This is a genomic window from Microbispora catharanthi, assembly GCF_006334915.2.
In the GTDB taxonomy this organism is placed as follows: domain Bacteria; phylum Actinomycetota; class Actinomycetes; order Streptosporangiales; family Streptosporangiaceae; genus Microbispora; species Microbispora catharanthi.
Map to the genome: position 1 here is coordinate 1 of NZ_VDMA02000028.1, position 20627 is coordinate 20627.

At 70.5% G+C, this 20627-nt stretch carries 18 protein-coding genes and 2 pseudogenes; 8 read left to right on the plus strand and 12 right to left on the minus strand.

Features of this window, described 5'->3' with window-relative positions; translation table 11 throughout:
* Positions 1 to 178: 178 nt before the first annotated feature.
* The 4 genes from FH610_RS36390 to FH610_RS36405 all read right to left on the minus strand — a co-directional run bounded on the left by FH610_RS36390 (position 179) and on the right by FH610_RS36405 (position 5381).
* The gene (locus FH610_RS36390) at positions 179 to 4108 is read right to left on the minus strand and encodes a ThuA domain-containing protein (protein ID WP_161628170.1); all 3930 of its coding nucleotides are present in this window, start codon (positions 4106 to 4108) and stop codon (positions 179 to 181) included.
* Positions 4109 to 4328: 220 nt separating this feature from the next.
* A complete protein-coding gene (locus tag FH610_RS36395) occupies positions 4329 to 4625 on the minus strand; it encodes an ROK family protein (RefSeq protein WP_240809405.1) in 297 nt (98 codons plus the stop codon).
* 8 nt (positions 4626 to 4633) lie between these two features.
* Complete coding sequence (locus FH610_RS36400) at positions 4634 to 4792, minus strand: alpha/beta fold hydrolase (RefSeq protein WP_205826329.1); 159 nt, start codon at positions 4790 to 4792, stop codon at positions 4634 to 4636.
* Positions 4793 to 4811: 19 nt separating this feature from the next.
* Positions 4812 to 5381: a DJ-1/PfpI family protein gene (locus FH610_RS36405; RefSeq protein ID WP_139579790.1), complete on the minus strand. Its 570-nt coding sequence runs from the start codon at positions 5379 to 5381 to the stop codon at positions 4812 to 4814.
* Between the two features lie 597 nt (positions 5382 to 5978).
* On the opposite strand from FH610_RS36405, the pseudogene FH610_RS45535 reads away from it, so the two are divergent.
* Positions 5979 to 6310 (plus strand): annotated as a pseudogene (locus FH610_RS45535) (IS630 family transposase); the annotation flags it as partial.
* A 48-nt stretch (positions 6311 to 6358) separates the two neighbouring features.
* Here the strand turns inward: FH610_RS45535 and FH610_RS36420 are convergent.
* Complete coding sequence (locus FH610_RS36420) at positions 6359 to 7039, minus strand: alpha/beta fold hydrolase (protein ID WP_205826330.1); 681 nt, start codon at positions 7037 to 7039, stop codon at positions 6359 to 6361.
* Positions 7040 to 7188: 149 nt separating this feature from the next.
* Between FH610_RS36420 and FH610_RS36425 the strand changes: the two genes are divergently transcribed.
* Positions 7189 to 8388, plus strand: coding sequence for an MFS transporter (locus FH610_RS36425; RefSeq protein ID WP_205826331.1), 1200 nt, complete (start codon positions 7189 to 7191; stop codon positions 8386 to 8388).
* Here FH610_RS36425 and FH610_RS36430 read toward each other — a convergent pair.
* Positions 8385 to 8861, minus strand: coding sequence for a hypothetical protein (locus FH610_RS36430; RefSeq protein WP_240809406.1), 477 nt, complete (start codon positions 8859 to 8861; stop codon positions 8385 to 8387). The genes FH610_RS36425 and FH610_RS36430 overlap by 4 nt on opposite strands.
* Before the next feature lie 81 nt (positions 8862 to 8942).
* Between FH610_RS36430 and FH610_RS36435 the strand changes: the two genes are divergently transcribed.
* Positions 8943 to 9788 carry a PIG-L family deacetylase gene (locus FH610_RS36435; protein ID WP_240809407.1) on the plus strand — a complete coding sequence of 282 codons (846 nt, stop codon included), beginning with the start codon at positions 8943 to 8945 and terminating at the stop codon, positions 9786 to 9788.
* A 142-nt stretch (positions 9789 to 9930) separates the two neighbouring features.
* Here FH610_RS36435 and FH610_RS36440 read toward each other — a convergent pair.
* A pseudogene (locus FH610_RS36440) lies at positions 9931 to 10881 on the minus strand (alpha/beta hydrolase family protein); the annotation flags it as partial.
* Positions 10882 to 10891: 10 nt separating this feature from the next.
* Positions 10892 to 11233, minus strand: a complete 342-nt coding sequence (locus FH610_RS36445) for a hypothetical protein (RefSeq protein ID WP_139579792.1) — start codon at positions 11231 to 11233, stop codon at positions 10892 to 10894.
* Positions 11234 to 11316: 83 nt separating this feature from the next.
* Here FH610_RS36445 and FH610_RS36450 point away from each other — a divergent pair, with 83 nt between their 5' ends.
* A complete protein-coding gene (locus tag FH610_RS36450) occupies positions 11317 to 11838 on the plus strand; it encodes a helix-turn-helix domain-containing protein (protein WP_139579793.1) in 522 nt (173 codons plus the stop codon).
* Positions 11839 to 12017: 179 nt separating this feature from the next.
* Here the strand turns inward: FH610_RS36450 and FH610_RS36455 are convergent, their stop codons facing one another.
* Positions 12018 to 12971: a helix-turn-helix transcriptional regulator gene (locus tag FH610_RS36455; protein WP_139579794.1), complete on the minus strand. Its 954-nt coding sequence runs from the start codon at positions 12969 to 12971 to the stop codon at positions 12018 to 12020.
* Between the two features lie 59 nt (positions 12972 to 13030).
* On the opposite strand from FH610_RS36455, the gene FH610_RS36460 reads away from it, so the two are divergent.
* A complete protein-coding gene (locus FH610_RS36460; protein ID WP_139579795.1) occupies positions 13031 to 13576 on the plus strand; it encodes a DinB family protein in 546 nt (181 codons plus the stop codon).
* On the plus strand, positions 13573 to 14187 hold the full coding sequence (locus FH610_RS36465) for a GNAT family N-acetyltransferase (RefSeq protein ID WP_139579796.1): 615 nt from the start codon (positions 13573 to 13575) through the stop codon (positions 14185 to 14187). Before FH610_RS36460 ends, FH610_RS36465 begins: the two co-directional genes overlap by 4 nt.
* 24 nt (positions 14188 to 14211) lie before the next feature.
* On the opposite strand, the gene FH610_RS36470 is transcribed toward FH610_RS36465, so the two are convergent.
* Positions 14212 to 14946, minus strand: a complete 735-nt coding sequence (locus tag FH610_RS36470) for an alanyl-tRNA editing protein (protein WP_041952995.1) — start codon at positions 14944 to 14946, stop codon at positions 14212 to 14214.
* Between the two features lie 83 nt (positions 14947 to 15029).
* The gene (locus FH610_RS36475) at positions 15030 to 16583 is read right to left on the minus strand and encodes an alpha/beta hydrolase (protein ID WP_205826332.1); all 1554 of its coding nucleotides are present in this window, start codon (positions 16581 to 16583) and stop codon (positions 15030 to 15032) included.
* A gap of 295 nt (positions 16584 to 16878) precedes the next feature.
* Between FH610_RS36475 and FH610_RS36480 the strand changes: the two genes are divergently transcribed.
* Both FH610_RS36480 and FH610_RS36485 read left to right on the plus strand, forming a co-directional pair.
* Positions 16879 to 17904, plus strand: a complete 1026-nt coding sequence (locus tag FH610_RS36480; RefSeq protein ID WP_139579798.1) for a class I SAM-dependent methyltransferase — start codon at positions 16879 to 16881, stop codon at positions 17902 to 17904.
* A 120-nt stretch (positions 17905 to 18024) separates the two neighbouring features.
* Positions 18025 to 19479, plus strand: coding sequence for an FAD-dependent oxidoreductase (locus FH610_RS36485; RefSeq protein WP_240809408.1), 1455 nt, complete (start codon positions 18025 to 18027; stop codon positions 19477 to 19479).
* A gap of 59 nt (positions 19480 to 19538) precedes the next feature.
* On the opposite strand, the gene FH610_RS36490 is transcribed toward FH610_RS36485, so the two are convergent.
* Complete coding sequence (locus FH610_RS36490; RefSeq protein ID WP_139579799.1) at positions 19539 to 20537, minus strand: aldo/keto reductase; 999 nt, start codon at positions 20535 to 20537, stop codon at positions 19539 to 19541.
* Between the last annotated feature and the right edge of the window lie 90 nt (positions 20538 to 20627).

A 20627-nucleotide genomic window follows, 5' to 3' on the forward strand; every position in this document is an offset into this window, starting at 1 on the left:
CTCTGCCCACGACGGTGCCGCGGGGATGAGTGCGACCGCCGTCACGCAGGCGGCCACTGCCGATGTGCGAAATCTTCTCCGCATGAGTGTCTTCTCTTTCTTGCCGCTATACGGGCGGGTTCGCTAGGTGCCGATGCCCGTGCCGACAAACTCGGGTTCGTCGGCACGGGCGGGTTCGCTAGCTGCCGATGCCTGTGCCGACGAACTCGGCCCAGTTGAGGTTGAACAGGTTGCCGCCCGTGGCGCCACCCGTGACCGAGCGGAACACCAGGAACAGCTCATGCGTCCCGGACATCGAGACTGGGAACGTCTGGCTTGTCCAGGTTCCCGTCCCGCCGGTGGACACGAGGTTGGCCGTCGTCAGGATCGGCCCGGTGATCGAGTCCTGACGGACCTCGATTGCCGCCAGCGGCGACCCGGGCGTGCGGCCGGTCGCCGCGTCCGCCACGCGGAACGTGATCGAATCGATGTTGGTCAGGTTGAATGGGCCGTTGAGCTGGAGCCAGTCGCCCGAGCCCAGGCTGCCGCGGTGCACGCCGGTGCCGCCGTCGGTGTTGGTCGCCGTGTTGGTGCCGGACTGGTTGACGACGAACTCCACCTCCTGGTGCTTCTGGCGGATCTGGTGCTGGCCGGTCGTGGTCAGCGGTGGGACGCCGCCCGGACCGCCGTGGTCGGTGTAGCGCGCCTGGACCACGCCGGAGACGGTGCCGCCGTGTGAGGCGTCGTCGGTCTCCGTGTGGAGCACGCCCGAGCAGCCGTTGACGGACTCCTCGGCGTGGCCGTGCGCGTCGTGGCCGAGCACGAACGTCACCTGCACCTCGGAGCAATTCACCGTCCCGTCCTCGGGGTCGGTGACCGTGACCGAGAACGGGATGGTGTCGCCGAACGCGAACGTCCCGCCCTCCACCGGCGTATTGACGACCACCGTCGGGCTCGTGTTGCCCACGGTGATCAGGGTGCTGGTCGAGGTTTTCTTGCCGGACGAGTCGAGCACGGTCAGCACGGCCGTGTAGCGGCCGGACTGCGTGTAGGTGTGTGTCGGGTTCGGGTCGGTCTCGATCGCCGAGCCGTCGCCGAAGTTCCACTCGTAGCGGATCGAGTCGCCGGGATCCTCATCCAGCGAGCCAGCGCTGGAGAAGTTCACGGTCAGCGGCGTTGAGCCGTCGGTGCGGTCCGTGGTGAGCACGGCCTTCGGCGCGCGCTTGCCCTTGACGTACTCCCACTTGTACATGCCCGCGTCGGGGCTGATGACGTTGAACCCGTTGCCGTAGGTCAGCAGGTAGAACGCGCCGTCAGAACCGAACTGCAAGTCCATCGGGTTGTCGCACTCGAACCGGAACCTGCCTGCCCCGGCGTTCGCACGGCTGCCGCAATCCAGGAAGTTGTTGATCTTCTGGATGTGGTTGTTCTGCTTGTCGAGCTTGACCTCGCGCAGCGTGTCCTGCGTCCACTCGCTGATGATCACCGAGTCGTCGTAGTACGGCGGGAACTTGTTAGGGTTCGGGTTCTCCGGGTCGTAGTGGTACTTCGTGACCCCGTGCGGACCGACGCCGCCGGTGTAGAGCTCGGGGAACAGCCGCGGGCATTCGGTCGTCGAGCCGGGCGCGATCGGGCCCGGGGTCGGCGCGTAGTAGGCCTCGCACGGGGTGCCGAGCGGCGCGTTCGGGTTGTTGTCGCGGTAGGAGTACCAGATGTCCGGGTCGGTGACCGGCGGGACGTCCCTCAGGCCCGGCTCGACCGTCGGACCGCCCTCAATGTTCCACAGCGAGTCGTTGCGCTGCGTCGGCCCGTCGCAGTCGAACTTCTGAGGCGGGTTGTTCAGCGGCGTGCCCGCGGTGGTGGTGCCGGGCGCGAACTCGTGGAAGTTCCACTGGTAGTGCGCGAGGTCGCGCTTGTAGCACGTCGGCCAGCCGTAGTTGGACGGCTTGCGCACGATCTCGTAGCGGCCGGTGCCCGCCGGGCCGTGCGAGCGCTGCGGTGTCTGGGCGTCGGGCGAGTAGTCGCCGACGTAGGCCACGTCGTTCTCGTCGACCTGGATCCGGAACGGGTTGCGGAAACCCATCGCGTAGACCTCCGGCCGCGTCTTGTCCTGCGGCGCGCCCGCGACCAGCGGGAACAGGTTGCCCGACGGGATCGAGTAGGCGCCCGTGCCGGAGCCGAAGTCGGCCTTGTTGGCGTCGGCGGCGGAGATGTTGCCGTCCTTGACCTTGATCCGCAGGATCTTGCCGCGCAGGTCGTTGGTGTTCAGCGCGCTGCGGCGCGAGTCACCGGTGAGCCGCTGATACCAGCCGCCCTCCTGCGCCGTGTTGGTGGCGATCGCCGGCGTGGCGGTGCCGGTCAGGCCGGCGCCGTTGGCGGTGATCTGCGGCTGATCGGACTGCTGCTTGCCGCGGCGGAAGAACACGTTGACGTTCGACGTGTTGACCGGGCCGCCGCTGGTCTGGATCTCATCCGCCTCGATGTTCGAGAGCGCCTCGAGCGCCGCGTCGATCGCATTGCGATCCGCGTTCCACGCGATCGGCTCCGTCGTCTGGCCCTCGAAGGTCAGCGTGAACGTGCCGCCCGTCGCGTCGGTGACGCGCACGGTCTGCTGCTCGTCGGTCTTCTGCGAGTTGTACGGCCCGTAGCCGCCGCCGTTGATGCCGCCCGCGGGCGTGTCATCGCCGGTGACCATCCAGAGGTTGCCGTGCTTGTCGAAGTCGATGTCGCCCCCGACGTGGCAGCACTCCTGGCGGTTGACCGGCACGCGCATGATCTGCTGCTCGGAGCCCATGTCGAGGTGCGCCGGCGTGCCGTCGGTGGCGTCGACGAACTTGAAGCGGCTGAGCTGGAAATAGCCCACGTACGGATCCCACGCGGTCTTGGACGCCGCCACGTTCGGCGGGGTGGTGTTCGGCGTGATCTGGGTGACGACCGATCCGTCGCTCAGCTTGACGTCGGTGACCTCCTTCGGCGAGTAGTAGAGGTAGACCCACTTGTTGGTCGCGAAGTTGGCGTCGACCGCCGGGCCGTAGAGCCCGTCCTCGCCCGCGGAGTAGATCTGCTGCGTCATCGGCAGGCTCGGATCGGCGAAGTTGGCGACGACCGTGGTGACGCCCGTGGTCGAGTCGTGCATGCGCAGCGAGCCGAGGCGGTCCGTCTGCAGAACGCGGCCGTCCGGCAGCTGGTCGAAGCCGATCGGCTCCTGCAGGTTCGGCGGCGAGCCGATCTTCGTCTGCTGGTAGTTGGCCAGCACGGTCGCGCCGCAATCGCTGTAGACCGGGTCGGCCTGGCCCGCGGCCCAGCCGATCGCGCCCTTGAGGTGCTTGGTGAGGCCGGCGTCGAAGCTCGCGGCCGTGTTGCCCAGGCCGGTGTAGAACGAGCGGCCGCCCTGGAAGTCCTTACACCACGAGACCGGGTGATCGGCGCCCATCGTGCCCCCGGCGATCCCGTCGAGGTTGTCGCCCTGCGGCTGCGGCCCGAACGGGTCCTCGACGACGGTGTCGAGGACGTGTGACACACCGCGGACGTTCTTTGTGAAGTTGTACCAGTTGTCGGTCCGCGACCAGATCTGCGGCAGATCCTTGGTCGCGTCGTGGACGCGGTCGGCGACCTTCACGTCACCCGATTGCACGTCGGTCCTGCCGGACGCACGCGTCCCCAGGAGGTCAGTCAGGAACGACCAGGACTCGTCGGTCTCGACCGCCGAGCCGACGCCGACGAAGCCGCCGCCGTCGCGGAAGTAGCTCTCGAAGTTCGCGCGTTGCGCGTCCGTGAGCGGGCTCGCCTGACCCGTGTCCAGGAACACGACCGCGCGGTACTGCTCCAGCTTCTTCTTTGTGAACTGGTCGCCCACGTCAGCGGGCTCGGGCGCCACGACCGTGAAATCACCGGTTTTGGCCGCATCCCGGATCGCGGCCAGGCCGGCCGACGACACCGCGTCCTGGGTGCTGCGCACCACGAGTACCTTGAAGCCGGCGTCTGGTGGTGCGGCCTTGGCGGCAGGCGCGGACGGCTGCAGCAGCGCCGCTGCAGCGCTGAAAGCGGGTGCAGCCGCCGTGGGGGCCTCGGCGCTCACCGGCGTCGCGAGGAGCGTGATGAAAGGGGCGATGAGGACTGGAGCCATCATCGTGGTCGCGGTGCGACGTCTCGGGCGTCGTCCGTTTTCTGGCAGGGCTGCGTCGAGCAGCCTGGCCCACGTTCGATGACGTGGTGACATGGGAAACCCTTTCCTGACCGGGGGGACGTCAGGCAAGGCGCGCGCCGCCGCGCTTGTTGCCGCTTGTTGGCGTTGGTTGCGGATACGGGGGGTTGCTGGAGAGGTGCCGCCTCCAGGTCTGTGGGGGCCGTCAGTAGGCTGTCGGCCGGGGTAGTGAATCCATGATCGTTCTCAGTTCGTCGATGATCCGGTTGACCACCATGCTCGCGGCGCCGCGGGAAGCGGCGCCGAAGCCGAGCGTGGAGGCGACGAATCGGCACTGGGCGGCGGGGGCGGCCACCACGAGCCGCTGCAGCTGATCCTGCGCGTGGGGCAGCAGCCACTCGGCCAGTGAGGCGAAGTAGCCCCCGATGACGATCAGTCGCGGGTTGAACAGGTTGGCCACGATCGAGCCGCCGAGCCCGAGCCATTGGCCGACCTGCGCCACCGCCTGCATCATGCGCCGGTCGCCAGCGCCTGTGCGGTCGTCGCCCAGGCGCCGGATCCGGTCGTGCCGGGTCCGGAGCGGTGCAGCATCAGCACCGCGGGCCCGGTGCCGCTCTCCAGGACGTGGACGGGGGAGCCGTCGACGGTGACGGTGCGAAGTGTCGTCACCGGGACAGGCCAGGTGTGCTCATGCCGATGCGGAGTTGACGGACTTCGAGAAGACCTCCATCATCACCCGGCCGAACTGCGGCATGTCGGGCCAGCCGCGGCAGGAGACGAGGTTTCCGTCCACGACGTCGGGAGCGTCGATGACCGTCGCGCCCGCGTTCTCCATGTCACCGGTGATGGGGGGGAAGCACGCCGTCTTCCGGCCCTTCAGCAGCCCGTACACCGCCGGCACCTGCGCGCCGTGGCACACCAGCGCGATCGGGAGGTTGCGCGCGAAGAAGTGCTCGGTGATGCGCCTGACGTCGCCGTCGACCCGGATCCACTCGGGGGCACGTCCCCCAGGGATGATGAGGGCGTCATAGCGCTCGACGTCGACCTCGGCCCAGGGCACGTCGACCGGCAGCTTTCGGCCGTTCTTCTCCACGTAGGCGTCGGAGTTGGGGTCGAATTCGTGGATGACCAGCTGAACGTCACGCATCGTCCGTGACGAGACGTCGACGTCCCAGCCGCCCTCCTGCACGCGATAGTAGGGATACATGGTGTCGAGCTCCTCGGCGGCATCGCCGGTAAGGAGCAGCGCTCTGGGCACCTACTTCTCCTCGCATCTGGGGCGGGCGAGATGGATCCAATCCGATCCGATCCGATTGCGTCAGCATTCCTCGGCCCGGCCCGCCCGTCAAGCCTTTACGCCATTCCGTCCGCGCCCTTGACTTCGTCGAACAATCGCCGGAACCGCTCACCGGACAGCAGGATGTGCCGGCGCATGGCGTAAGCGGCGGCCGCGAGATCTTCCCGGCGGCGTTCCGCCCGTCATGGCCTCACGGCCCCGCGCGATCGTCGCTTCGTCGTCCATCGTGACGTGAGGTCCCTTCTAGCGTCTTCGCGAACCTGTTGACATCGGTCGCAACGCTGCTGCATGCTGACGACGACTCGGATCGTATAGGAAAGGCGACGGATGCTAGCCATCCTGCACCATCGCGGAACCGCCGCCAGCGCCCTACTTCGACCACCTAAAGCTGCCCTGAGCATGCTCGACGTCCTGCTCGGTTCGCCACCGGGCCACACAAGGACCGAAGGACTTCTCGACTGACTGAAGACCCAGTACGTCGCGGCGTACTCGTGACGCCGGTCTGCGGGGCGGCGCCCGCGACAGCCTGGCAATTCGACCAAGGGTCACCGTCATCTTGAGCGGACCTTCGCCTTCGATGAGTTCGGCCCGCTGGGTATCCGCCCTGCCCACGGGTCCGGGTGGGCCAAGCAGGGCCGCCCCCGACCTACGCCTCCTGGGCCAATCCGATCGAGGCGCACTTAGGACCGCTGCGGCAGTTCACCATCGCCAACTCCGACCATGCCAACCACACGGTCCAGACCCGGGCTTTGCACGCCTACCTGCGCTGGCGCAACGCCAACGCCCGCCACCCCGACGTCCTTGCCGCCCAGCGCTGCGAACGCGCCCGAGTTCGCAGCGAGAAAGGAATCCGCTGGGGCGGGCGTCCTCTCCCAACCGCCGTGGCCTGACGACCACCCAACCCGGTGATCGTTTCCGGTCACAGCAGTAGCCGTGCTCTAGCCGAGGAAGGCCGCGACCTCGCGGACGAAGGCGTCGGGGGCGTTCTCGTGCACCAGGTGCCCGGCCGGGATCGTGACGTGCGCGGCGCCGGGGATGCGGCGGGCCATCTCGGCGACCCGGTCCTGGGGGATGTGGCTGTCCGGCCCGCCGCCGATCACAAGCGTGCGCGCGGTGATCCGGCCCAGCCGCCCCAGCCAGGCCGGGTCGGGGTGGTCGATCTGCGGCCTGACCGCCTCCACCATGGCCCAGTCGAACGACAGCGGTCCCTCCGGCCGTACGAGCGGGGGCGGGTCGCGCGGCACCGGGAGCGGCACGTCCTCCAGGACCAGCGTCCGCACCCGGCCCGGCCGCTCGGCGGCGAGCAGGTAGGCCACGACGCCGCCCATCGAATGCCCGATCACGTCCACCGCGTCGAGCGACAGCGCGTCGAGGAAGGCGAGGACGTCGTCGCGCATGAGTTCCAGGCTGTAGTCCCCCGGCCGGTCGCTGGCACCGTGGCCGCGCAGGTCCAGGGCGTACGCGTGCCGGTCGGCGGCCAGCGCCTCCGCCACGCCGTCCCAGCCGGCCATGCCCTCGCCCAGGCCGTGCAGCAGGATCAGCGGCGCGGCGTCGTCCGGGCCGTACGTCCGGTACGCGATCCCGACGCCGTTGGCCTGAACCACCACATGATCCGTCACATTGCGACGATATAACCCCGATAAACCTCTATGGGAGCAACAGGCACACCAAGTACCATGACGCCGGAAAACGGGATCACCGTTGATCACGGATACGGCCGATCCCGCATGCCGGGTGGCCGGAGGCTGCTCGTACCGCGGGAGGTCAGGTGTCCGCACTGCGGCGTGGACTGTGGGCGCCGGTCGCCCTCTCCTACGTCACCTTCATCCTCGTCGGCCTGAGCGCCGGCGTGGGCGGGGTGCTGCTGCCCGCGCAGATCGACGACTACGGCCTCGACAAGGCCACGATCGGCACGCAGTTCTTCACCTTCTCCGCCGGATTCATGCTGGCCGGATCGACCGCCGGCCTGCTGATCCACCGCTTCGGGATCCGGGCCTCGCTCATCGTCGGCGGCGGCACGTTCGTGCTGGCCGGCCTCTACTCGTCCATGCGCCCGCCGTTCCTGGCCTTCGTGGCGGTCCAGATCCTGGCCGGGTATGGCACGGGCATCCTCGAATCGGTGCTGAACGCCTACCTCACCGACCTGCCCGGGGCGACGACGCTGCTCAACCGCCTGCACGCGTTCTTCGGCGTCGGCGCACTGCTCGGGCCGCTGCTCGCCACCTGGATCCTGACCGCTCTGCCGTGGACGGCCGTGTGGCTGGTCCTGGCCCTGGTATGCCTGCCGCTGCTGGTCGGCTTCCACCTGACCCTGCCCGCCCGCGAGGCGCCGCCGCCCGCGTCGGCCGAGGAGCAGGCGGAGCGTCCGGGCCTGCTGGCCACCGCGTCGCGGCAGCCCGCCGTCCTGCTGGGCGCGGTGTTCCTGGCCGTGTACGTCGGCCTGGAGATCAGCGTGGGCAACTGGGGGTTCACCTTCCTGGTGGACGAGCACGGGCAGGGGAGCCTGCTGGCCGGATACACCGTCTCCGGCTACTGGCTCGGGCTCGCCCTCGGGCGCTTCCTGATCAGCCCGGCGGCCACCAGGCTCGGCATGACCGCGACCGGGATGACCTTCGTCTGCCTGGCCGGCATCACCGTCAGCTCGGTTCTGGCGTGGATCGCGCCCGGTGGCGTGGTGGCCAGCGTGAGCTTCGTGCTGCTCGGCTTCTGGCTTGGGCCGATCTTCCCCACGACGATGGCCGTCGCGCCGCGGCTCACCGTGACCCGGCTGGTGCCCACGGCGATCGGGCTGCTGAACGGGGTGTCGGTGGTCGGCGGGGCGGTGTTCCCATGGCTGGCCGGGGCGATCGCGCAGGGCGTCGGGGTCTGGACCCTGCCGCCCTTCGCCGTGGCGCTCGCCCTGCTGCAACTGCTCTTCTGGTGGCTCGTGGTGGGCCGCATGAACCCGGCCCCCCGCACCGCTTCCTAGCGGCGGGACCTGATCAGCTCGAACGCGGCGACCGTGGCGAGGCCATACCCGAGGTGAGGGACCAGGTCGGACATCCAGCCGCCGACGCCCCACTCACGCGGGTCGGTCAGCCCGAGCGCGGTCATCGGCGCGTTGCCCGCGACCGCCGCGGCCACGCCCACCCCGGTCGCCGCGGCCGGGAGGCTGACCCTCCGTCGTACGGCGTGGCGGAACAGGCCGTAGGCCAGGCCCACACCGACGCCGGTGAGGATGCCGAGCATCGGCCCGAGCCCCTGCTCCCGGTTGCTGCGGGCGTCCTCCTCCTCCCCGAGACCGATGTGGAGCCGCTCGCTGACCGCGCCGGCCGCCTGCTCCGGCAGCGAGCTCGCCGGCCGGCCGCGCACCGCCATGTCCAGATAGCCGATCGTGTTGAGCACGGTCGTCCCGGCCGCTCCCGCGACCGCCCCCGCCGCCATGTCGCGATAAATCCCCATAGCGGTCGCTTAACCGGGCGGGGCTCGGCTCAAACGACGGGCGCCCGCACGAGGATCAAGGGGAGATATAGGGTCGTCCAGGTGACGGTAAACGACACTCCGGGGGACGGAATGGACCGAGAGCTCACCTTGATGGCCGTGCACGCGCACCCCGACGACGAGGTGATCGGCACCGGCGGGATCCTGGCGAAATACACGGCCGAAGGGATCCGTACGGTCCTGGTGACGTGCACCAACGGCGAGCAGGGGGACGGCCCCGGCGGGGTGAAGCCGGGCGAGCCCGGCCACGACGACGCCGCGGTCGCCGAGCGGCGGCTGGCCGAGTTGCGCGAGTCGGTCGCCCACCTCGGCATCGATCACGTGGAACTGCTGGGCTACCGCGACTCCGGCATGGACGGCTGGGACGGCAACGGCCACGCCGACGCGTTCGCGAACGTCCCGGTCGAGACGGCCGCCGCCAGGCTCGCCGAGCTGATGGAGCGCTACCGCCCGCAGGTGATCGTCACCTACGACGAGAACGGCAACTACGGGCACCCCGACCACATCCAGGCCCACCGCATCGCGGTCGCGGCGGCCGAGAAGACCGGCATTCCGGACAAGTTCTACTACACCGCCGTGCCGCGTGAGGGCATCCGGCAGATGTTCGAGTTCATGCGGGCGAACGGCATGGCGCCGGACGACTTCGAGCTCCCCGACGACTTCGGCACGCCCGACGAGCTCATCAGCAGCGTCGTGGACGTCTCGCCGTACGTGGAGAACAAGCTGAAGGCCCTGCAGGCCCACGCGAGCCAGGGCGAGAACATCCCCTTCCTGAGGATGCCGCCGGAGGCCCAGCACCAGGCCTTCTCGCGCGAGTACTTCATCCGGACGACGTCCCGGGTCGCCACTCCCGACCAGGAAGACGACCTGTTCGCCGGCCTGCGCTGACGCCCGCCTCGGGCGGCAACCGGTGAAACGCCGCGCCCCGGCCGTCAGGTGCCGGGGCGCGGCCTGACGTTGGCCTCGCCGATGGACGCGCGGAGCTTGGTCAGCAGGCGGGCAAGCGCACGCGGACGGCCGCCGGCCCACGTCACAGGTTCGTCGGGTGCACCGGATTCGCCGGAGCCGGCAGCGTGCGCGCGAGCCAGCCGGTGACGAGTTCCTTGACCCGCGCGTCGATCGGCTCGCGCGCCTCACGCCGGTAGGCGCGCAGCGACGGAGGCCCGGGCTGCCTGCGCAGGATGTGGCTGAGATCGGGGATCACGTGGGTCTCGATCGGTCCCGGCACCAGCTCCGCCATGCGGGCCAGATCCTCCGGGTTCACCTGGAGATCCTTGTCTCCCGTGACGGCCAGCACCGGCGCGTTGATCCGGGCGAGATCGGCCGCGGGATCGTAGTCGAGGAACTCGCGGGTCCATCGGGCGTTCACCCGGACCCCGCCGATGCGGGCGACGTCGGTCGTCGTGCGGCGGATGCGCTCGTGGTTCTTCGTCACCTTGGCGACCAGGTCGGTGCGGGTGAGGCGCAGCACGGCGCGGACGAACGCCGGCAGGGTCGGCGCGAGACGCGCGGCCTGCCAGCGCAGCGTCTCCGCCCCGCTCCCGGCGGTGCCGGCCAGCAGCACGACCGCCGCCACCGCGGGGTCGTGGGCGGCGAGGTTCGCCGCGATCAGCGCGCCCTCGCTGTGCCCGGTCAACGCCACGCGGCCGGGGTGGATCTCCGGACGTTCGCGCAGCGCGGCCAGCGCGGCTCCGGCGTCGTCCATGTTGTCGCGGAACCCGGCCGCCAGGAAGCCACCGGTGCTGGCCCCCACTCCCCGCTTGTCGTATCGGAGGGACGCGATCCCGGCGGCCGCGAACGCCTCGGCCAGCTGACGGGTCACCCCGAGGGGGAGGCGCCGATGGTCGGAGTCACGGTCGACCGGTCCCGAGCCGGGGACCAGCAGCACCGCGGGGAAGGGCCCGTCGCCGTCGGGCAGGGTCAGCGTGCCGGCGAGCCGCTCACCGCCCGAGGCGAAGGCGAGGTCGATGTCGCGCATCGTGCCCTCCGTCTCAGGCGCCGGAGAGGGTGGCGACCACGGCGCGCGGGTCGTCCACGCCCAGCAGGAGGGAGGAGTAGCCGTGCCCGTCGAGGTGGATCCGCACTGCCGGCTGGCCGTGGCGCACGTCGACGAACTCCCTGCCCGACCGGCTGTGCCACGTGCCGAGCTTGCGCCGCCCGGGCACGCCGAGGCCGGTGCGCACGCCCCGGGCCGCGCCGAGCGCGTCGTCCACGATCTCGGCCGACCGGACCGCCGAGCGCGGGACGCGCAGGTCGGCACGCAGGGCGGCGGCCTTCTCCGCGGCGGTGAGGTGGACTTCGACGGCGTCGGCGGTGACGGTCACGGTGCTCATGGCATCCCTCGCAGGTTGTCGCTTCGGTGAGGCCGATTGTTCTCGATTGTGAGAATGATGTCAAATGTGAGAACGTAGGGCCTATGACGACGGCCGATTTGCTGCTGCACCCGATCCGGCTGCGCATCGTCCAGGCGCTCCTGGGCGAGCGGATGCTGACGACGGCCGACCTTCGCGCGGAGCTCCCCGACGTACCGCCCGCGACCCTCTACAGGCAGGTCGCGGCGCTGGTCGAAGGCGAGGTTCTCGAGATCGCGGCGGAGCGCAAGGTGCGGGGCACCTTCGAACGGACCTACCGGCTGCGTACGGCCAACGCGCACGTCAGCGCCGAGGAGGCCGCCGGGCTGAGCGCGGAGGAGCACCGTCAGGCGTTCATGACGTTCATCGCGTCGCTGCTGGCCGACTTCGACCGCTACCTCACCCGCGACGACATCGACCTCGGGCGCGACGGCGTGGGATTCCGGCAGGCGGCCATGTATCTCAGCGACGAGGAGTTCCAGGACTTCCTGCGGGACCTGCGAGAAGTGCTCGGCCCGAGGCTCGCCAACCAGCCCGCGCCGGGCCGCACCCGGCGCCTCCTGTCCACCATCGTCATGCCGACCTGAGACACCCGCCGCAAGCGCCCGTCGAGCGCTCCGCACGACACTGCGCAAGATCGCGGCAAGACCCTCTCTCCGGCGTCGTCGGCGCAAGGACAAGCCTGACGAACAAGGAGTGGCATACATGCGCAAGCTCACGCGAACGGGCGCGGCCCGACGTGATCCGAGAAACAGGACCCGGCGCTCTAGGTTCCGGCCTGGAGGAGGCGCCGTCCGAGGGCTTCGGCGGCCTCCCGCAGTTCGCGTGACCCGACGATGCGGAAGGGCGCCCGGATCGCCGTGAGCTGCCGGACGTACCAGTCCGGTTCGTCCGTGCTGCCCACCAGGCGCGTGGTGGTCGCGTCGATCGCCTCGCGGCGGCCCAGGCTGCGCGGGATCCACTCGGCCACGGCCTCGGCGGGCGCGTCGACGACGACCTCCACCTCGTGCCGCCACCCTGCCGACAGATGGTCCTCCAGCATCTCCGCCGGATCGAGATCGGCCGGAGGGACGGCCCGCACATCCAGCACCTCGACGCCCGCCACCTTGTCCACCCGCAGCACCCGGCGGGCGTTCTTCGTGTGCGACCAGCACAGCAGGTACCAGCGACCGCGGCGTACGACGACGGCCCACGGGTCGACCTCCATGACCCGCTCGTCCCCGGGGCGGATGCGATATCCGAGCCGCAGCCGGCGGTGCCCGGCGCAGGCCTGGACGAGGACGGCGGTGGTCTCGGGGCTGGGAGTCCTGGCCCCGGGCTCGGGGTGTCTCGTGCTCAGGCTCCGCACCGCCGCGGCCGGCCCGGCGACCGCCTCGGGAAGCACCCGCAAGATCTTGCCGAGCGCGCCGCCCACGGGATCGGCCGGGTCCGCCGAGTCGTGGTGGCCGTCCAGCACGGCCATCACCAGCCCGAGCGCCTCGGCCTGCGTGAACATCAGGGGAGGCAGCCGGAGCCCCCGGCCGATGCGGTAACCCCCGTAGGGGCCGCGAACGGACTCGACCGGTATGCCGGCCTCGCGCAGGATGCCGACGTAACGCCGGGCGGCCCGCTCGGAGACGCCGAGCCGGCCGGCCAGCCGTTCCGCCGTGATGCCGGGGCTGCTCTGGATCAGTTCGAGGAGCAGGAGCGCCCGCGCGGTCGGGCTCTCGTCGTGTGTCATTCGGCAAGCCGTCACATTCCGGAAGTGGATCGTCCGGAATGCACCGTAGCCTGTCCCCCATGACCGAAAACGTCCTTTATGAGCCGCCGGTCGCGGGCGACGAGATCGACACCTTGCTGGGCTCGCTGGACCGCCAGCGCCGGATTTTCGCGTGGAAGTGCGGCGGGCTCGACGCGGCCGGCCTGCGGGCGACCACCGCCGCGTCGTCCATGACCCTGGGAGGGCTGTTCAAGCACCTGGCCCTGGTCGAGGACGACATGTTCTCCCAGAAGCTGTTCGGGCGACCGCCGGCGCCGCCGTGGGACACGGTGGACTTCGACGCCGACCCCGACTGGGAGTGGCGCACGGCCGCCGACGACACTCCCGAGCAGTTGACGACCTTGTGGCAGGACGCGGTGGCCCGCTCCCGGGCCGGCGTACGGCAGGCGCTGGCCGAGGGCGGCCTCGAACGGCTCGCGGTGTACACCGGCTCCCGCGGCGAGTCGCCCAGCCTCCGCCGCCTGCTGATCGACATGATCGAGGAGTACGCCCGCCACGTCGGGCACGCCGACCTCATCCGCGAGTCCGTTGACGGCCTGGCCGGAGAGGACCAGCCGGCGGAATGAGGCAGGACGTCACCGAGCCGATTCCCGCCGATCGGCTTGTCATCGTTCCCGCCGACCGGGCGTCGTGGGACGACCTGCAGGCGATCTTCGGCACGACCGACTGCCATTGCCAGCGCTACAAGATCTTCACGTACCGGTGGGGCTCGGTCTCCGATGCCGAGCGTGCCGCGCGCCTGCGCGAGCAGACCGGCTGCGAAGCCCCCGGAGCCCGGTCGACCAGCGGTCTCGTGGCCTATCTGGACGGTGAGCCGGTCGCGTGGTGCGCGGTCGAGCCCCGGACGGCCTACCCCCAGCTGACCCGCACCCGCGTCCCCTGGAAGGGGCGGCAGGAGGACGAGACCGACGACAGCGTCTGGGCCGTGACCTGCTTCGTCACCCGCAAGGGCTTCCGCCGGCGTGGGGTGACGTACGTGCTCGCACATGCCACGATCGACTTCGCGCGAGAACGGGGAGCCCGGGCCCTGGAGGCATACCCGATGATCACCAGACCGGGCGTCGAGATCACCTGGGGCGAGCTCCACGTCGGCAGCCGTGACGTCTTCCTCGACGCGGGGTTCACCGAGGTGAGCAGGCCGACCCTCAGGCGAGCCGTCGTACGGATCGACTTCTGACCCTCCCGCCGGGGTTCGGCGCGGTCAGTCCGAGATCGCGATGCGGAGGCGGCGGAAGCCGCGGCCCTTGCTCTCGATCTTGGCGACCTTGATCCTGCCGATCTGCTTGGTCGAGGCGACGTGCGTGCCCCCGTCGGCCTGGGTGTCCAGGCCCACGATGTCGACGATCCGCACCTCGGGGATGCCCTCCGGCACGAGGTTCGTCGCGGTGCGGATGATGTCGGGGATCGCGAAGGCCTCCGCACGAGGCAGCACCCGTACGTCGATCCTGCGGTCGGCGGCGATCTCGGCGTTGCACGCGTCCTCGATCGCCTCCTTGAAGCCGGGTGGCACCTCGGGGAGGTTGAAGTCCATCCGCGCGGTCATCGGCTCCATGTTCCCGCCGGTGACCAGGGCCCCGTAGTCGCGGAACACGACGCCGCACAGCACGTGCAGGCCCGAGTGGGTGCGCATGAGCGCGGAGCGCCGCTCGTCGGCGACCGCCGCCCGCACGACCGTGCCGGCGGGCGGGATCGGGTCGTCCGCCGCCGGGACGAGATAGAGGTCGTCTCCCTTGCGCACGCCCTCGATGCGGGTCTCGACGCCCTGCCACAGCAGCACGCCGTGGTCCGGCGGCTGGCCTCCGCCGCCCGGATAGAAGGCCGATCGGTCCAGGACGATCCCGTCCGGCGTGGCCTCCAGCACGACGGCCTCGAAAGACCGCAGGCCCTGGTCGGTCAGCTCCAGCCGCCTCGTCCGCCCGTGAAGATCGAACGTCACCTCACCGAGTCTAGTCACGACCGCCGGGCCGAGGCCCAGCCCGGGCGCGGGCCGTACGGTCCGCGCCCGGGTGGTGTCATCGGTCAGGACCGGAATCGCCAGCCGGGCAGGCCGGGGACGGGTCCGGACGGCACGGGCCACGGGGCCCGGCGCAGCGTGGCCTCGGCGGGCGGCACCGCCGGGCAGCGGGTGCCCCGGGCTGGAAGCGCGCGCGAGACCAGGTAGCGGTCGAACGCTCCCGTCGTGCAGTCCCCGCGACCGTACATGCGGTGTCCCCAGCCCTCGTAGGTGAGCAGCACGCCGGCGCGGCCGATCTGCCTGGCGGTGCTCGCCGCCCAGACGTAGGGGGTGGCCGGATCGTGGACCGCGTTGCCCAGCAACACCTGCGCGTTCGGGGCGACCCGGAGCTGATGCTGCGGGTCGGGAATCGGCGTGGGCTGACCGAGGCAGGCGGCGACCATCGCGATCGCCAGCGGGCTGATCCGCATGTCCGGCGCGATCCTCGCCGCCCGGTTCACGTGAGCGGCGTACTCACGGAAGTCGCGCACGGGCAGGAAGTAGTCCTCGCAGAACACCTGCGCCGGATTCTCGACGACCTCGTCCTCCTGCCGGCGCGGCTCGGCCGACGGCGCGGGGGGCTCGACGCCGGTGTCCAGCGCGACGAGCACATCCGCGAGTTGCGACCAGGCCGGCCCGTAGAAGGCGCCGAAGACCAGGGAAAGCAGGGAGGTCCGGTTCAGGGAGACCGACGGGTCCCCGGGGAACGGCAGTTCGCCCCGGTCGGCGCGGTCGATCAGGCCGGCCCACAGTGCCCGCACGTCCTTCCCGTGCAGCGCGCAGGTCTCGGTGCGGTCGCACCAGGAGACGAACTCGTCGAACGAGTCCTGCACCGTCGCGGTCTCGGTGTCGAGGAACGCCTGAGTGCCCAGGCTGTGGTCCATGTTGCTGTCGAGCGCCAGGGCCCGTACGCGGCCGGGGAAGCGCTCCGCGTAGAGCTGCCCGATCAGCGTGCCGTACGAGACCCCGTAGTAGGTCAGCTTCTCGTCGCCGAGGGCGGCGCGGATGGCGTCGAGGTCGCGCACCACGCTGAGCGTGTCGACGTGGTCGAACAACGGCCCGGTGCGCGCCCGGCAGTCCTCGCGCAACCGCTGGTTGTAGGCGACGAGGGCGGTGAAGTCGGCCTGGCTTCGCAGCGCGAGCGGGTCGGGCGCCTGGTAGGCGAGGGCGGCCGAGCAGACGACGGGGTGACTGCGCGCGACGCCGCGCGGGTCGAAGCCGACGAGGTCGAAACGGCGGGTGATTTCCGCGCTGAAAGCAAGCCTTTGTTCGAGGACGGCGTCCACGCCCGACCCGCCGGGACCGCCCGGATTGATGACGAGCGAACCCACCCTCGCTGACGGGTCGGTCGCCTTGCGCCGGACGAGCGCGAGGTCGATGGTCGCGCCGCGGGGCCGGGCCCAGTCGATCGGCACGGCCAGCGTGCCGCAGTCGGCGGTGGGGTCGTCGGCGCAGGGCGTCCAGGTGACGGATGCGGCGGGCCCGCCTCCGCCCTGCTCGGCGGTGCCCGCGGCGACCGGCGAGAGGGGAAGCAGGGCGGCGATGAGGGATGAGACGACGACGGCTAATCGCGCTCGCACACGGCCTCCATTGTCGAGCGACAACATGGAGCACCAATTGTGGGCAATTCATGTCAATACGGGAATCCGACTGAAGACGGAGAAGCGCCTCATCCGTTGGGCGTATTCATGTCTGATTCGCCCGTTGTGTTGCGGCCGGAATTCCCGGTCAGGTGACAGGACGGAAACCCGCGCGTCCCACCGGTTGCCGCGAGCGCGGCGACGTCGGGCTCGGCCTCCACCGGGCATCTACTGCGCTTCTAGTCACCGTTGCCAGCGTCGCACCTGTCCGCCTGGTTCGACACGAAGGAGCGCTATGTCGGGAACCGATCGCGGGGTCAGCCGGGAACGGCTGCTGGCGATGATGACGGCGTTCAAATCCACCTACCTGCTGCGTGCCGCCATTGAGCTGCGGATTTTCGACGCGCTCGCCGACGGTCCCGCCGATCCTGACGATGTCGCGGCCATCTTGCGCACCAATCCCCGAGCCACTCGGATTCTGCTGCGCGCTCTGGCCGCCGCCGGATTGCTCGACATGGACGGCGAGCAGTTCCAGCTCGTCAGCGGCGCGCGAGAGCTGCTGGTGACCTCCAGCCCGCAGTACGGCGGCGGGGTGGTGCGGGTGGCGGCCAGCGACTGGGAATGGGACGCGATGAAAAACCTCGCGGACGTCGTACGGCATGGCGGCACCCTGCTCGACGTCAACGCCGAGACGCCGGGGTTCCCCTACTGGGTGGACTTCGCCACACACTTGACCTTCGCCACGAAACCCGGCGCCGAGTTCGTCGCCGACCTGCTCGTGCCCTGGGCCGAGGACCGGCCGTCGCTGGACGTGCTCGACGTCGGGTGCGGACACGGGCTCTTCGGTTTCTCCGTGGCCGCCCGGGACACCCGCGCCACGGTGACGTGCCTGGACTGGCCCGAGGTGCTGGACGTCGCCAGGACGTACGCCGAACGGCTTCACGTCGGCGACCGGGTGAGTTACCTTCCGGGAGACGCGTTCGAGGTCCCGCTGGACGGGCGGTATGACGCGATCATCCTGGGCAACTTCCTTTTCCAGTTCCCGCCCAGCCGCGGCATCGACCTGCTGCGCCGCCTGGCGTCCGCGCTCAAGCCGGGGGGCCAGGTGCTCATCGTCGGGTTCACCACCGGCGACCGGCCGCCCGCCCAGGACTACCACGCGCACATGCTGAGTCTGCTGATGCTGGCGTGGACCAGCCAGGGCGAGCTCCACTCGCCGCTGATGTACCAGAAGATGCTCGCCTCCGCCGGGCTGGTCGACCTCGACACGCACGAGAAGCCCGGCCTGCCGCTCCGCGTGGTCAGCGGCCGGCGCGCCTGACCTCGCTCGACCTCTTCCGGCCGGCCGGCGGCGGACTCAGGTCCGGGTGCTCCCGGCCGGGCGGCCACCCACTCAGGAGTCTGCCGGACGGCCTGCTCCCAGAACCGACAAGGAACCAGTGTGAACGTGGCAATTGCCGGCGGCGGCCCGGTGGGGCTCATGCTCGCCTGCGAACTCGGCCTGGCCGGTGTGCCGGCGACCGTGTTCGAGCGCACCGCACAGCGATCACCGCATGCCAGGGCGTGGGGACTGCACGCGCGAACCGTGGAAACACTCGATCGGCGCGGGCTGGTCGAGGCGTTGTGGCACGAGAGGGCCGCCTGGCCGAAGATGCCGTTCGCCGGCATGTGGCCGCTGCTCGACCTCAGCGCGTTGGCCTCCGACCATCCGTACATCCTCAACGTGCCGCAGACGCGGGTCGAGGAGGTCCTCGAGGCGCGAGCGCGGGAACTGGGCGTCACGATCGCGCGCGAGCACGACGTCACCGGGTTCGATCAGGACGCCGACGGCGTCGTGGTCGAGGTCAGGGACTCCCTCGGAGAGACCCGGCGGTTCGAAGCCTCCTACCTCGTGGGCTGCGACGGCGGTCGCAGTGTCGTACGCAAGCTGGCGGGCATCGAGTTCGCCGGAACGGAACCGACCGTCGGCGGGATGCTCTGCGACTGCACGCTGCCGACCATGGCACAGGAACGCCGCGGCATCACCAGGACTCCCCACGGAACGGTGAACATCAACCCGCGTCCGAACGGCGTGGTCCGGATCGTCACCACCGAGTTCGGCCGGCCGCATTCCGACCGGGACGCGCCCGTGACGATCGAGGAGTTCCGCGGGGCCGTCCGCCGGATCCTCGGCCGCGACCTGGACATCGTGGAGCCGACCTTCATGACCCGGTTCGGCGACTCCACCCGGCTCGCCGACGCCTATCGGGCGGGCCGGGTCCTGCTGGCCGGCGACGCGGCCCACGTGCACTTCCCCTATGGCGGCCTGGGGTTGAACCTCGGCCTCCAGGACGCGGTGAACCTCGGCTGGAAACTCGCCGCGCAGATCCAGGGGCGAGCCCCCGAAGGGCTGCTGGACTCCTACGAGGCCGAGCGGCGGCCCGCCGCCGACGCGGTGCTGGACTACAGCAGGACACAGCTGGCACTGCTGGATCCGCACCGCAACGTCACCGCGTTGCGCACACTGTTCGGCTCGCTGCTGGAGATCCCCGAGGTCAACCGTCACCTGGCCGAACAGGCGACGGGCACCGGCCTGCGCTACGAGTCGGGCGAAGGCGCGCACCCCCTGGTCGGTTCCTTCGCCGGGGACACGCGGCTGAAGACCGGCAACGGTGAACAGAGCCTGGTGGCGCTGCTGCGCTCGGGCCGTGGCGTGCTGCTCGACCTGGCCGGGGACGGCGACGTCGCCGACGCGGGCGAGGCGTGGTCGTCCCGGGTGGACACCGTGACCGCCACCTGCGACGAGCCGCCCGCCGCCGCGATTCTGGTGCGGCCGGACGGCTACGTCGCGTGGGCCGGCGACGGCGACACGGCAACCCTGCCGGACGCCCTGCGCACCTGGTTCGGCACGCCCTGACAGCACGCGGAGGACCCGGGGTGACCGGGCGAGCTCCGGCTCGCCCGGTCACTCTGACGTCAGCCGTCCTTGTCGACCCCGGCGGCACGGCGATGCGCGGGGTGCCGGGATCCGGCCACCCGGCCGGGCTGGAAGATCTCCTCGAGCAGGCGGATGTGTCGTTCGGTCAGCCGGATCTCGGCGGCCGCGACGTTGCTGTGCAGATGTCCGAGACTCCGGCTGCCCGGGATCGGCACGACGTCGTCACCGCGCGAGAGCAACCACGCCAGCGCGAGCCGGCTGAGGGGCACGCCCAGCTCCTGAGCGATCGGCCGGGCTTGCGCGACCATCCGCTGGTTGTGCCGGAAGTTGTCGCCCTGCAGGCGCGGATGGTTGCGCCGCTGGTCCCCGTCGCCGAAGTGCTCAGGCGACGGCAGGGTCCCGGTCAGGAAACCCTTGCCGAGCGGGCTGTGCGCGACCAGGCCGACACCGAGGTCGCGGGCTGCGGGCAGGATCTCCGCCTCGATGTGCCGCTCCCACAACGAGTACTCGCTCTCCAGCACGCTGATCGGCTGCACGGCGTGCGCCCGGCGAAGCACCTCGGCGGACACTTCCGAAAGTCCGATGTGCCGGATCTTGCCCGCCGTCCGCAGCTGCGCGAGGGCGCCGACGCTGTCCTCGATCGGCACCCGCGGATCGGCCCGCCCCAGGTAGTAGACGTCGACGTGGTCGACTCCCAGCCGGGCCAGTGAGGCGTCACACGCCTGCCGGAGATAGGTGGGACTGCCGTCCACGATGCGCGGCGGCCCACCGGGGACCTCCGACCGCACTCCTCCCCTGGTCGCGATCACCACATCGGCACGGCGACCGCGTACGGCCTCGCCGACCAGCCGTTCGTTCTCCCCGCCCCCGTAGAAGTCCGCCGTGTCGAGCAGGGTCACACCGAGATCCACGGCACGCCGGATGGTGGTGACGCAGTCGGCGCGATCGACCGCGCCATAACCACCGGACATGCCCATGCATCCGAGCCCGACGGCTGACACGGTCAGCCCGCCCGCTCCCAGCTTTCTGCGCTCCACGTGATCTCTCCGTCCGACGGCACCGGCTCTCCGCCACCATCGCCGCGGCGGCTAGACCGGGATTAGAACCGCGATCCAGCTGACGCGATC

Excerpts from the sequence above, each read along its gene's own strand:
- FH610_RS36390 (WP_161628170.1), bottom strand. The coding sequence starts at position 4,108 with ATGATGGCTCCAGTCCTCATCGCCCCTTTCATCACGCTCCTCGCGACG.
- FH610_RS36430 (WP_240809406.1), bottom strand. The coding sequence starts at position 8,861 with ATGGGGATTTATCGCGACATGGCGGCGGGGGCGGTCGCGGGAGCGGCC.
- FH610_RS36445 (WP_139579792.1), bottom strand. The coding sequence starts at position 11,233 with ATGAGCACCGTGACCGTCACCGCCGACGCCGTCGAAGTCCACCTCACC.
- FH610_RS36450 (WP_139579793.1), top strand. The coding sequence starts at position 11,317 with ATGACGACGGCCGATTTGCTGCTGCACCCGATCCGGCTGCGCATCGTC.
- FH610_RS36455 (WP_139579794.1), bottom strand. The coding sequence starts at position 12,971 with ATGACACACGACGAGAGCCCGACCGCGCGGGCGCTCCTGCTCCTCGAA.
- FH610_RS36460 (WP_139579795.1), top strand. The coding sequence starts at position 13,031 with ATGACCGAAAACGTCCTTTATGAGCCGCCGGTCGCGGGCGACGAGATC.
- FH610_RS36465 (WP_139579796.1), top strand. The coding sequence starts at position 13,573 with ATGAGGCAGGACGTCACCGAGCCGATTCCCGCCGATCGGCTTGTCATC.
- FH610_RS36480 (WP_139579798.1), top strand. The coding sequence starts at position 16,879 with ATGTCGGGAACCGATCGCGGGGTCAGCCGGGAACGGCTGCTGGCGATG.